This window comes from Alteromonas sp. S167, from assembly GCF_036864375.1.
In the GTDB taxonomy this organism is placed as follows: domain Bacteria; phylum Pseudomonadota; class Gammaproteobacteria; order Enterobacterales; family Alteromonadaceae; genus Alteromonas.
In genome coordinates this window covers 41,283-54,096 of sequence record NZ_JAZETR010000002.1, presented here as the reverse complement: position 1 = coordinate 54,096, position 12,814 = coordinate 41,283, and the positions used below count along the sequence as shown (strand labels likewise).

Below are 12,814 nucleotides of genomic sequence, written 5' to 3'. Positions count from 1 at the left end.
ACTGTGTAAAAGTCATCGCTTTAAAAAACGTATCTGACACTTAGCTAAGCCAGTCAACTAAATCAGTCAGGTGTATCCGTAAAACTTGCTTCTGTGATAAGCGAGCCTATATCTGCCGCCGACAGCTGTTTGGTTGGCGTCAGAATAGTCGGTTTAGGCTCATCCAATTGATTTGGATGGTCTAAGTTGAAGTGCAAACCGCGACTTTCTTTGCGCTCCATAGCGCAGCGCACAATTAACTCGGCAACGGTCACAAGGTTGCGAAGCTCTAGTAAATTATTGCTCACTCTAAAGTGTGCGTAGTATTCAGCTATTTCTTGTTCAAGTAATTTTATGCGGCGCATAGCGCGTTCAAGGCGCTTGTCTGTTCTCACGATTCCTACGTAGTCCCACATAAATAGGCGTAGTTCATGCCAGTTATGTTGAATAATAACTTCTTCATCTGAATTCGAAACCTGGCTCTCGTCCCATGGGGCGATAGCTTCGTCACTGCCTGCTGTACGTAGCTTTGGAATAATGTCTTCGGCGGCTGCCGTAGCAAACACAATGCACTCTAACAATGAGTTTGATGCCATGCGGTTTGCACCATGTAACCCGGTATAGGCTACTTCACCAATGGCGTATACGTTATTTAAGTCGGTCTTGGCATTGAAATCGGTTATTACGCCACCGCAGCTGTAATGTGCAGCGGGAACAACAGGAATCGGTTCACGCGTAATGTCGATACCTAGCGAACGACACTTGCGATAAATGTTTGGAAAGTGTTTTACAATGAAATCGGCTGGCTTGTGACTGATATCTAGGTACATGCAGTCGGCGCCCAGACGCTTCATCTCATAGTCTATTGCGCGGGCCACCACGTCACGAGGAGCTAAATCGCCGCGCTCATCGAACTTATGCATGAATCGAGTACCATCAGCATGACACAAGTTTGCACCTTCACCGCGAAGTGCTTCGGTAATTAAGAAGTTTCTTGCCTGCGGGTGGAAAAGGCACGTAGGGTGGAATTGATTAAACTCCATGTTGGCAACCCGGCATCCTGCTCGCCACGCCATTGCGATACCATCACCGCTAGAAACGTCTGGATTTGAGGTATATTGATATACTTTACTTCCGCCGCCAGTGGCTAACGCGATAAACGGAGCGCGGATAACCTCAACGTGCTCTTGCTGACGATTCCACACGTATGCGCCAACACAGGTCTTGTCCTGCGTTTTTGAAGGAATTAAATCAATTGCATTGTAGCGTTCGAATACATGAATGTTTGGGTGCGTAGATACTGCGTCGTTAAGGGTTATCTGTAGCGCTTCACCAGTAGCATCTGCTGCGTGCAATATGCGCCTGTGGCTGTGTCCGCCTTCACGAGTAAGGTGAAAACGCTCTTCGCCAGACTCATTTTTCTCTGTATCAAAAGGCACGCCGTAGCCAATTAACCATTCCAGTGCTGATTTTGCGCGCTCTGCGGTAAACCGAACCGCTGGCTCTTCGCACAAGCCTCCACCGGCTTTCAACGTGTCTTTTACGTGTGCATCAATCGAATCTTGCTCGTCAAACACTGCCGCAATGCCGCCTTGTGCGTAGCGTGTTGAACCTTCGTTCCTGTCACTTTTACTTAATACTATCACCTGACAATGGTCAGCTAGCTTCAATGCTAAACTCAAACCAGCCGCACCGCTGCCAATAATGAGTACATCACATCGATGTTCAATAGCATTTGATGTGGAAGTTAGTGAAGAGGATACAGATTTCATGTATTTTTATACTAAATTAAACGAGCCAAGGTTCGGCAAGTCTAATGGATGAGTAGCAAAACACAATGATTGATAGTGTGAGTTGTACGCATTTTTTAAAATTTTTAATAGTTAGATAGAACTTTTGGGAACAGAGCGCGTCTACACACTGCTTGTTAGAGCTATTGTGTAGTTGAAGTAGGGAGTAACGGCTCGAATGAGCGAGCAGATAACCGACCAGCAGCTGGTTGAAAAAGTACAACGTGGCGACAAAAATGCGTTCAATTTATTGGTAACTCGTTACCAGCATAAAGTAATGCATTTAGTGTCTAGGTATGTCAAAAACACAGGCGATGTAGCGGATGTAACGCAAGAAGCGTTTATTAAAGCGTACCGCGCACTGCCGAATTTTAGAGGTGACAGCGCGTTTTATACGTGGCTTTACCGCATTGCCGTAAATAGCGCGAAGAATTATCTGGTGTCGCAAGGGCGTAAGCCACCTGCAAGCGACATAGATGCAGATGAGGCTGATTATTACGAAGGCAGCGATGCGCTTAAAGAACAGTCAACGCCTGAGCGTAGCTTACTATCTGAAGAGATTGAAGAGACACTGTTTAAAGTCGTTGAAAAGTTGCCTGACGATTTACGAATGGCAATTACATTACGAGAAATAGAAGGCCTGAGCTACGAAGAGATCGCTAGCGTGATGTCGTGCCCTGTGGGTACAGTGAGATCGCGAATATTCAGGGCTCGAGAGGCTATAGATAAAGTGATTCAGCCGCTGTTAGAAAACTAATCGAAAAAAATTAAAAAAAGATGAACTTTCTTTTTTTAGCGATGACTAACAGCTGTGTTAGGGTAGTAAACGATCAAATCGATCTGGAAATGAACATATGACGCAACAGCAAGAAAAATTGTCCGCATTCATGGATGGCGAGATAGAAGGCAATGATATCATCGACGCGATTAAGCAAGATGAAGCGCTTCAAGCCAAGTGGCAACGCTACCATGTATATCGCGGCGCGATGCGCAAAGAAGCTAGTGTCGCTCCCGAGCTTGATATTACCGCAAGCGTAGCCGCTGCGTTGGAGAACGAGCCAGCTATTGTTGCACCAAAACGCTCTCGTTGGCAGTCAATTCCTGTTATTGGCAACGTTGTACCGTTTGCTAAGCAATCTGGTCAGTTTGCAGTGGCAGCATCGGTTGCAGTAGCGGTTATTCTCGGCGTACAGCAATTCAATCAACCTGTTCCTACAGAGCCGTTTGAAACGTTTGAGACGGTAGGACCGCAAGGTGGCCTTGCTCCGGTTAGTTTAGAGCAAACACGTGAGCTGCCGCGCAACGATATGAACGAAGTTTTGGAAACAAAGCGTAAAATTAATGCGTTAATTGCTGACCATGAACAGCAAGTTAAGCTTAAGCAAGTGAAAGACGACGCTGAAGAGAAAGAAGGCGACAAAGTACGTCCATAAACGTCGTCCGTAGCGTCGCACATCTATTTATTTTAAACATGCCAGCATATAATTGCTGGTATGTTCGTTTCTAAGGCAGGGAAAATGCGCTGTAGTCTAGTCATTGCTTTCATTTCAATACCTCTTTTTAGCGCGCTTGGCGTTAACGCTCAACAGCAGCCTGTCGTAGAAAAACAAAATGCTAGTTATGAAGAAGCGCCAGTGGCGTCATCTACATCGTATCAGTCTGCTTCTTCTATCCAGTCTACTTCGCAATGGCTAATACGGTTAAGCGATATTGTGTCTAATGAGAACTATCAGCTTTCTTTCGTTCAAACAAAGACGGGGCAAGAAACAGTGCCTTATCTATGGCGTCATGGCATTGATGAGAACGGGACTGAGTTGGAACAATTAAATGTGCAAAACGGCCCTGGTAGGGAGCTTATACGCATTAATGACGTCGTAAGTGTATTCGAGCCTGACGTACAGCCATACAGCTTGCGCTCACAACATATTAATGGGCCAATTCCGACGGCGCTTTTGTATCATCCTGAAACGTTAACTACCGCCTATGAATTTGTGGCAGTAGGGCGCGCGCGAGTAGCTGGCCGACCTGCTCAACAAATTCGTATTGTGAGTCGCGACAACAGCCGCTTTAGCTATCAATTGTGGTTAGACGAAGCAACAGGAATGTTGCTAAAACTCAATATGGTTGACTTACAAGGTGCTATTTTGGAACAAGTGCAGGTGACTGCATTCGCTATGTCTCCCGAACCATCTGAGTATTTTTCACGTATTAATCCAGAATCGTTGCCAAAACCAATGGCGCTGAATAACGTGCAAACCAGAGAGCACTCTTGGGATGTGGGCTATTTGCCCATTGGTATGAAAGAAGTAAAAGAAGACACGCGGCGATTAGCATTAACAGGCCAGGTGGTAGAGCATAAAATGTTCTCAGACGGCTTGGTTGATGTGTCTGTATATGTGCAGCCCGCAGAAGATGCTGTAGGCGCCGATTTAGCGCTACGCCATGAACTAAGCACGTTTCTCACTTTAACCGTTGGAAAGGCCCAGATAACGGTTGTGGGTGAAATACCACTTCAGACAGCGAAAGCAATGGCAGCTTCATTAAGGCCGGCGGCAAATTCAGCAAATTAAGGGTAGTATTTCGACATGATCAAAGAAACCGCAACAGTGGTGGCAGTTGATGGCGATAAAGTAACCGTAGAGGCGGCCATCAAGTCCACATGTAATAGCTGTCATGCGCAGAGCGATTGTGGTACCGGTGTGGTTTCACGAGCGCTTGCGCCCAAGACACAGTATCTTACGTTGAATACGCCTATGACAGTGCAGGTTGGACAGCAGGTAACGGTAGGTATACCAGAGGCAGGTGTATTAAGTGCATCGGCTTGGCTGTATTTACTGCCACTATTTACGTTTATTGTCGCATTTTTTACTATTAGTGAAGCGTTGCTTATGGTGGAAATACGCCATGAATTAGCTGCATTGCTGCCCACGGTAGCCATAACGTATTGTGTTTATCGTTTTGTTGCATCAAAGCTTAGTAAATTAGAGTCTTCTAAATATCAGCCCGTGTTGCTTAAACATATTAAAACCGACTAGTTTTATCTTTCTTGTAAACCACCATACCCATTCAAAAGCATACTTATTAAAAGTTTAAGCCTTGCTGATTCGCTTTTCGTATTAGAAATGGGTAAAATCCGCACGCGCTACGTAGACATAGGCTATTTTTAGCGGTGTTGATGTCGAAAATACAGCAGCACACGTAGCATCTTTTTGTTTAATGAATTTTTCTGCAGGTAATTTCCAGCATTATGCAACAGTCGCACATTCGTAACTTCAGTATTATTGCCCACATTGACCACGGTAAGTCAACGCTTTCAGACCGTTTGATCCAGCATTGTGGAGGTCTTTCCGATAGGGAAATGGCTGAGCAGGTCCTCGATTCAATGGACCTAGAAAAAGAGCGTGGAATTACCATTAAAGCGCAGAGCGTAACGCTTAATTATGAAGCAAAAAACGGCGAAACGTATCAGCTAAACTTCATCGATACGCCAGGACACGTTGACTTTACTTATGAAGTTTCACGTTCTCTTGCAGCCTGTGAAGGTGCACTGTTGGTCGTAGATGCGGGGCAGGGTGTTGAAGCTCAGACACTGGCAAACTGCTACACTGCTATTGAAATGGACATGGAAGTGGTGCCTGTTTTAAACAAAATAGACTTACCGCAAGCAGACCCTGATCGCGTTGCTGAAGAAATTGAAGATATCGTCGGTATTGATGCGATGGACGCAGTACGCTGTTCTGCGAAAACCGGTATTGGTATTGAAGACGTTCTGGAAGTTATTGTAAATCAAATTCCACCGCCAGAGGGCGACCGTGATGCGCCTTTGAAAGCGCTTATCATCGATTCTTGGTTTGATAACTACCAAGGCGTTGTGTCACTGGTACGAATTGTTGAAGGTCAACTTACCAAGAAAGACAAAATTCAAATTATGTCGAATGGCCAAACTCACCAAGTTGACAAGATTGGTGTGTTTACACCGAAGGCACTAGACACGGGCGTACTGCGCGCCGGTGAAGTAGGCTTCATCATTGCTGGTATTAAAGATATTCAAGGTGCACCAGTAGGTGACACCATTACGCTAGCGCGTGAACCTGCAACTGAAATGCTTCCTGGGTTTAAGAAAGTTAAGCCACAGGTTTACGCAGGCATTTTCCCAATAAGCTCTGACGATTACGAAGACTTCCGTGACGCATTGGCAAAACTTAGCCTAAATGACGCGTCATTGTTCTACGAGCCAGAAAGCTCAGCAGCCCTTGGTTTTGGTTTCCGTATCGGTTTCCTTGGCATGCTGCACATGGAAATCATTCAAGAGCGCTTAGAGCGTGAGTACGACCTAGGCCTAATTACCACAGCGCCAACGGTAATTTATGAAGTTGAAACCACCAAAGGTGAAGTACTTACAGTAGACAGCCCTGCCAAGCTTCCGCCGGTAAACGATATTGCGGAAATTCGTGAGCCTCTTGTTGAAGCCAATATCCTTGTGCCGCAAGAATATTTAGGTAACGTTATCACGCTGTGTGTTGAGAAGCGTGGTATGCAAACTAATATGACTTATCACGGCAAGCAGGTGGCAGTAACTTATGAGCTTCCTATGGCGGAAGTGGTTCTAGATTTCTTTGACCGTTTAAAGTCGACGAGCCGTGGTTTTGCATCGCTAGACTACAACTTCAAGCGTTTCCAAACATCAGACATGGTGCGTGTTGATATTCTTATCAATGGTGAGCGTGTAGACGCCCTTGCGGTAATCACTCACAGAGAAAACTCTCAAGGTCGCGGCCGTGAGTTAGTTGAAAAGTTACGTGAGCTTATTCCTCGTCAAATGTTTGATATTGCAATTCAAGCGGCGATAGGCAACCACATTGTTGCGCGAAGCACGGTTAAACAATTGCGTAAAAACGTAATCGCTAAGTGTTACGGTGGGGACGTAAGCCGTAAGAAAAAGCTACTTCAAAAACAAAAAGAAGGTAAAAAGCGAATGAAGCAAGTGGGTAACGTTGAATTGCCACAAGACGCTTTCCTCGCAGTACTCAAGGTAGGTAAGTAATGGCGAATTATTTTTCCTTGATTTTGGTGGCGCTCACCTTAATCACAGGGCTTGTTTGGCTAGTTGACAGTGTGTACTTTGCGCCTAAGCGCAAAGCCCGCTTACAAGAAGCGGCCACCGCCGAAGGTGCAGCATATGGTGAAGATCCACAGCTGCCATATTGGGTAGATACATCGCAGCAGATATTCCCAGTCATTGCTTTCGTCCTTGTGCTTCGTTCGTTTCTTTATGAGCCATTTCAAATTCCGTCTGGCTCGATGATGCCAACGCTGTTGGTTGGCGATTTTATACTGGTAGAGAAATTCTCTTACGGCGTAAAAGACCCAGTGTTCAGAAGTAAGATGATTGAAACCGGTGTGCCAGAGCGCGGTGATGTGGTTGTATTTAAGTACCCTGAAGACACGTCAATTGATTACATCAAGCGCGTTATCGGTTTGCCGGGCGATACAGTGGTTTACCAAAACAAACAGGTGTATATAAAACCTAAATGCCAACAAGGCGAGGTTTGCGGGAAGCTTAAAGCAGTTCCTTTAGATTTCCAAGAGCGTGGTGAGTTTGTGCAAGATATGGCGCAACTTATGCGCTATACCGAGGACCTAGGTGTGGTTAAACACGACATCTTGCGTCATCCCGTTCGTGAAATTTCATCAGTTCATTTTTACACACAACCTGGCACACGCAGTAATGAGTGGATTGTGCCAGAAGGTCAATATTTTGTGCTTGGTGATAACCGAGACAACAGTCGTGACAGCCGCTTTTGGGGCTTCGTGCCAGACGAAAATTTAGTAGGTAAAGCGGTGGCAATCTGGATCTCATTTGAGTTCGAGCGCGATCCAAAAGATTTCTTGCCAACATGGGTACCCACCGGAGTGCGTTTTGACCGCGTAGGTGGCATTAATTGATGCAAAACCCAATGCAAGGAATAGATAAATATCGTCGGCTTTATAAGGCGATAGGCTACACGTTCAAAGACGAATCGTTGCTAGAGCAAGCGCTTACGCATAGAAGTGCAGCTAAGCAACACAATGAAAGACTAGAATTCCTAGGTGATGCCATACTGGGCATGATTGTTGGTGAAACCTTGTTTAAACGTTTCCCTAGTGTGCCGGAAGGCAAGCTAACCCGCATGCGCTCTACGCTTGTTAAAGGCGAGACACTAGCCGAACTTGCCAAAGAAACGAGCGTGGGTGAGTTGCTGCATCTTGGTCCAGGTGAGCTAAAAAGTGGTGGGCATCGCAGAAGCTCAATACTTGCTGATGCTGTTGAAGCCATATTAGGTGCTATCTATCTTGATTCAGGTATGGAAGAGGTAAGAGGTGTCATCGACAGACTTTGGGAAAGTCGTATTTTAAAGCTAGACCCCAATGCTCATCCCAAAGATAGCAAGACGCGCCTTCAGGAATTCCTACAAGGTCGAAAGCAACCTTTACCTACTTATGAAGTACTTTCTATTTCAGGCAAAGACCACGCGCAAACCTTTGAAGTAAGCTGTAAGGTAGAAAGCCTGCCAAAGGCGGTAGTGGCGTCGGGTAATAGTCGTCGTAAAGCAGAACAAGAAGCTGCTCGTTTAACATTGGAGAAGCTTGATGACAACGCATAATGACAATGACTCTATGTCTGCACCGCCAGTGGATACACGCTGTGGCCTTGTTGCCATTGTAGGAAGGCCAAACGTAGGTAAATCTACGTTGCTAAACCGCTTGTTAGGCCAAAAGGTAAGTATTACATCGCGTAAGCCACAAACCACACGTCACCGTATTCTGGGTATCGACACTGATGGCGATTATCAAGCTATTTATGTTGATACACCAGGGCTTCACCAAGACGAAAAGCGTGCTATTAACCGATACATGAACCGTGCAGCATCTAGCTCGTTAGCTGAAGTAGGGCTAGTGTTATTTGTTGTTGAAGGCGACCGGTTTAACAGCGAAGACGAGATGGTGCTAACGAAAGTAAAGCAGTCAAACCTTCCTTGCTATCTTATTGTAAATAAGATGGACAAAGTGGAAGACAAAGAAGGCTTTATGGTGCACTTACAAAAGCTAGGCGAAAAGCACAAGTTCGAACACATCATTCCAGTAAGTGCAAAGCAAGGCAAAATGATAGACGGCATTCGTGACCTTGTGGCGCAGTCGCTACCTGAAAGCGAATTCTTCTTTCCAGAAGACTATATCACTGACCGCTCAAGTCGCTTTATGGCTGCCGAAATCATTCGTGAAAAGCTTATGCGCTTTACAGGCGATGAACTGCCTTACTCAACTACGGTAGAAATTGAGCAGTTTAAGATGGCCGATAACGGCGTCTATCGCATAAACGGGCTTATATTAGTTGAACGTGAAACGCAAAAACGCATGATTATTGGTAAAGGTGGAAAACATCTTAAAACCATCGGTGAACAAGCGCGAAAAGACATGGAAAACCTGTTCGACAACAAAGTTTTCTTAGAGCTTTGGGTTAAAGTAAAACAAGGCTGGGCAGATGATGAACGTGCGCTGCGCTCTTTGGGCTACGGCGACGACAGCAATTTATAAGAGGCCTTGCCGATTGCGTTTTTACAAGGTCGAGTGATCTCGACCTTGTTACCATCCGTTTTCACTCCACATCATCATTAACGATTTATCGCGGGAGCGTATATGGCAATATCAGATATGCGTAGGCAATACTCAAAGGGCACTTTGGGTGAGTCTGATTTAACTTCAAATCCTTTCTCTTTATTTGATAAGTGGCTAAAAGATGCCATTGATGCCGGTATACCAGACCCAACTGCCATGACAGTTGCCACCGTAGACGCCTCAATGCAGCCGTCTCAGCGCATTGTGTTGCTAAAGGATGTTAGCGAAAAAGGGTTTGTTTTCTTTACTAATCTAGGCAGCAGAAAGGCACAAGAGTTATCTGTAAACCCAAAAGTGTCGTGTCACTTTCCGTGGTTTTTTATGGAGCGACAAGTGCGTGTTTGCGGTAGCGTTGAAAAGCTATCGGTATCTGAAAATGCGACTTACTTTTTTTCTCGTCCTAAAGACAGCCAGCTTGCGGCGTATGCTTCAAAGCAAAGCAAACCTATTGGCAGCAGAGAGCTTTTGCTAACCCAATTCAAACAATTGAAAGATAAGTTTGCTAACAAAGAACTACCAGTCCCCGATTTCTGGGGAGGTTTTCGAATTGTTCCCCATCAAATTGAATTCTGGCAGGGTGGTGAAGACCGCTTACACGATCGCTTTGAATACAATTTGACGGAAAACGGCGAGTGGACCACGCAACGGTTAATGCCATAGCACTCATGCGAGTGCACGCAGAGATACCACAATGATAGACAGTCATTGTCATTTAGATTTACCTGCACTCGCTGACAATATCGACAGCGTATTACAATGTGCTAAACAGAAAGGCGTTAATCGCATTATGGCACCTGGAACTACGGTGCCATCTTGGAAAAAACTTCAGCGCATTAGCGATTCGTTTGCACATCTACTTCCCATTGATACAGCCTTGGGTTTGCACCCTTATTTTCTCCAAGCAAATGCTGATAACGCCATAGCACTACTAAAACAGAGTGTTGACCTGCTTGAGCAGTCGTTAACCCATCCTCACTCCTCAGTAAAAGCCATCGGCGAAGCAGGATTAGACGGTCATATTAATACCTCGATGGCACTGCAAAAATCGGCGCTTGATGCGCAACTAAATATAGCTGCATCTGCATCGCTACCCATTATTTTGCATCATCGTAAAAGCCACCACTTGCTGTTTGAGGCCCTTAAAGCTGCTAAATTTACAAAAGGTGGTGTAATACATGCTTTTTCGGGCAGTATTGATGTAGCAAAGCGATATATCGAGCGGGGCTTTATGCTGGGTATTGGCGGAACCATAACTTACGAAAGAGCAGGAAAAACAAGAGACACCGTTTCGTATCTACTTAAGCATTACCGCGATTGGTTGCTTTTAGAAACTGATGCGCCAGATATGCCTATGAGTGGCAGGCAAGGGCAACCGAATAAGCCCGAATATATCGGCGAGGTAGTAAGTACATTGCAAACGTTGGGAGATGAATCAGAGGAAAGCGTTATAGGCTTAACATCAGCCAATTACGCCCGCTTATTTTTGTCCTAAACGAGCAATAATCCATGGTCGTGACTTGTAAAAAGCGCGCGTCAAGTACACACCTAAAATCAACGCTAGGCCCAATAAAATCAGTAATATAAACAGTAGCTGTGATCGCAGCGTCAGAGGGTTTTCCAATACGGCGTTCGTATTCATGTGGATGTTCACATAGCCAAGTAAAATACCGTCTTCATTATGAATATCTTCTACAAAGGTAAGTGGAGTAAGTGTGTCGCTTTTACTCAATTCAATAACGCTTGGGATCTTCGGTAGCGGTGCAATGTATTTGCCGTCACTATTAAAAACGGCAAGGTTAATGATGTGTGGTTCGCTCGTCAGCACCTTCAAAACGGTTTCAATGTTGGTAATAGCAATAGCTGAATCGCGCGTTGTGTCTGTTGTAGCTTGTTTTGCTGAGTTCTGTCTGCCAGTACTTTGTGTGCCAGTACTTTGTGTGCTTATGCTTTGTGCATTTACATAGTTCGACAGCGGTTTTTCTAGCAGTTTGGCATACTGGCGCGCAACGCTTTCTCCAGAGAACTGAGTTTGTACTTTTAACCACTCGTTCTGATATTGCTGTAACAGCACGATTAACACTATTGTCATTGCAACCACTCCAGCAACGACTAACGCATGACAAAGTCGCTTTATCACGGTGTAAAGTGAATGCGAACGGTCTGCTGTTCTTTTCTCGTGGTTTTCGCCGTTTGCTAACGCCATATTTGTAAAGGCCGTGTTCCCGTAAATAAATGCCAGCCTAACAGTAGGATAAATCGAATTAATTTTAAAGGAGTTATTTTATTGGCTTATTGAATTGGGTAGCATAAGGGCTAATCAAGTTAAGGGGCAATAACGTAGTGCATGCCAAATTAAACGCGCTTATTACCAGCGTGACATCATCATCTCTTCATGTTTCCGACGCGTTATCATCATACGTTACCACTGACGCTGGAAATGATAACTTCACACACACGTTAACCGTTTCAGGTCAGGCACTTACGCCTTTTATTGTGAAATCAGTTTTACAAGCACTAGAAAAGCACTTTGCTGCATCGTTTATGACGTTTCATCATCTACACAACGTGTTTGGTGACAGTGTTGTGACTTTGCGCGGTGAGCTATTAAGTGCTGATGTCTCGAGTGTGAAAGCTACTTTAGGAGATCTTTCATCCACCTACAATATTGATATTGGCATCCAGGCAAGTCGCCCATCATTGTCTCAGCCAGGCTTGCTGGTTATGGACATGGACAGCACCGTGATTGCTATCGAGTGCATAGATGAAATTGCCGTGCTTGCCGGGGTTGGCGAGCAAGTTGCTGAGGTTACAGCACGAGCCATGCGTGGCGAAATTGCATTTAACGACAGTCTTGTACATAGAGTTGCATGTTTAGATGGCGTGCCATTAGCCCATCTTGAAAAAATTCGAAACCGTATCCCGTTAATGCCGGGTATCCAAACATTGGTTCAAACCTTACAAAAGCACAATTGGAAGCTGGCAATAGCTTCAGGTGGTTTTACATACTTTGCCGACTATTTGAAAACCCGTTTAGGTTTAGACTACGCTATCTCTAATACGCTTGGTGTAAATGACGGGAACCTAAACGGTAAAGTGGAAGGTGAAATTATCAATGCCGAGGTTAAAGCGCGTACGGTTAAAACATTGGCGGAAAAATGGCAAATTCCAAAGGCACAAACCGTTGCTATGGGCGATGGAGCGAACGACCTTGTTATGATGGCTGAATCGGCGCTGGGCGTGGCATGTCACGGCAAGCCTTTGGTAAACGAAAAAGCCGATGTAGCAATTCGCGTGGGCAGTCTGCACAGTATGCTGTATTTCTTGGAAGGCTAGTGCTCACTAGCCTTTTTTGAGCTTCACTACACACTAAATAGTTTTAATTGCATAGT

General features: G+C 45.1%; 13 protein-coding genes. 11 read left to right on the top strand and 2 right to left on the bottom strand.

Annotation, left to right across the window (positions count from 1 at the left end; genetic code table 11):
- Window positions 1-62: 62 nt before the first annotated feature.
- On the bottom strand, window positions 63-1,751 hold the full coding sequence (gene nadB / locus V7R35_RS03460) for an L-aspartate oxidase (protein WP_334013318.1): 1,689 nt from the start codon (window positions 1,749-1,751) through the stop codon (window positions 63-65).
- Between the two features lie 196 nt (window positions 1,752-1,947).
- Between nadB and rpoE the strand changes: the two genes are divergently transcribed.
- From rpoE to V7R35_RS03410, 10 genes are all read left to right on the top strand, one after another.
- Window positions 1,948-2,526 carry an RNA polymerase sigma factor RpoE gene (rpoE, locus tag V7R35_RS03455; RefSeq protein WP_334013317.1) on the top strand — a complete coding sequence of 193 codons (579 nt, stop codon included), beginning with the start codon at window positions 1,948-1,950 and terminating at the stop codon, window positions 2,524-2,526.
- Window positions 2,527-2,623: 97 nt separating this feature from the next.
- Window positions 2,624-3,202: a sigma-E factor negative regulatory protein gene (locus V7R35_RS03450; protein WP_334013316.1), complete on the top strand. Its 579-nt coding sequence runs from the start codon at window positions 2,624-2,626 to the stop codon at window positions 3,200-3,202.
- Between the two features lie 84 nt (window positions 3,203-3,286).
- On the top strand, window positions 3,287-4,339 hold the full coding sequence (locus V7R35_RS03445; protein WP_334013315.1) for a MucB/RseB C-terminal domain-containing protein: 1,053 nt from the start codon (window positions 3,287-3,289) through the stop codon (window positions 4,337-4,339).
- Between the two features lie 15 nt (window positions 4,340-4,354).
- Window positions 4,355-4,804, top strand: coding sequence for a SoxR reducing system RseC family protein (locus V7R35_RS03440; RefSeq protein WP_334013314.1), 450 nt, complete (start codon window positions 4,355-4,357; stop codon window positions 4,802-4,804).
- Between the two features lie 212 nt (window positions 4,805-5,016).
- Complete coding sequence (lepA, locus tag V7R35_RS03435; protein ID WP_334013313.1) at window positions 5,017-6,813, top strand: translation elongation factor 4; 1,797 nt, start codon at window positions 5,017-5,019, stop codon at window positions 6,811-6,813.
- A complete protein-coding gene (gene lepB / locus V7R35_RS03430) occupies window positions 6,813-7,715 on the top strand; it encodes a signal peptidase I (RefSeq protein WP_334013312.1) in 903 nt (300 codons plus the stop codon). Before lepA ends, lepB begins: the two co-directional genes overlap by 1 nt.
- Before the next feature lie 11 nt (window positions 7,716-7,726).
- Complete coding sequence (gene rnc, locus V7R35_RS03425; RefSeq protein ID WP_334013800.1) at window positions 7,727-8,413, top strand: ribonuclease III; 687 nt, start codon at window positions 7,727-7,729, stop codon at window positions 8,411-8,413.
- A complete protein-coding gene (era, locus tag V7R35_RS03420) occupies window positions 8,400-9,344 on the top strand; it encodes a GTPase Era (protein ID WP_334013311.1) in 945 nt (314 codons plus the stop codon). The genes rnc and era overlap by 14 nt, the downstream gene beginning before the upstream one ends.
- A 102-nt stretch (window positions 9,345-9,446) precedes the next feature.
- Window positions 9,447-10,085: a pyridoxamine 5'-phosphate oxidase gene (gene pdxH / locus V7R35_RS03415; RefSeq protein ID WP_334013310.1), complete on the top strand. Its 639-nt coding sequence runs from the start codon at window positions 9,447-9,449 to the stop codon at window positions 10,083-10,085.
- A 31-nt stretch (window positions 10,086-10,116) separates the two neighbouring features.
- Window positions 10,117-10,917, top strand: a complete 801-nt coding sequence (locus tag V7R35_RS03410) for a TatD family hydrolase (RefSeq protein WP_334013309.1) — start codon at window positions 10,117-10,119, stop codon at window positions 10,915-10,917.
- Here the strand turns inward: V7R35_RS03410 and V7R35_RS03405 are convergent.
- Entirely contained in the window at window positions 10,903-11,628 is a 726-nt protein-coding gene (locus V7R35_RS03405) for a hypothetical protein (RefSeq protein WP_334013308.1), read from the bottom strand. The genes V7R35_RS03410 and V7R35_RS03405 overlap by 15 nt on opposite strands.
- Before the next feature lie 137 nt (window positions 11,629-11,765).
- Here V7R35_RS03405 and serB point away from each other — a divergent pair, with 137 nt between their 5' ends.
- On the top strand, window positions 11,766-12,758 hold the full coding sequence (gene serB / locus V7R35_RS03400) for a phosphoserine phosphatase SerB (protein ID WP_334013307.1): 993 nt from the start codon (window positions 11,766-11,768) through the stop codon (window positions 12,756-12,758).
- Window positions 12,759-12,814 lie beyond the last annotated feature (56 nt).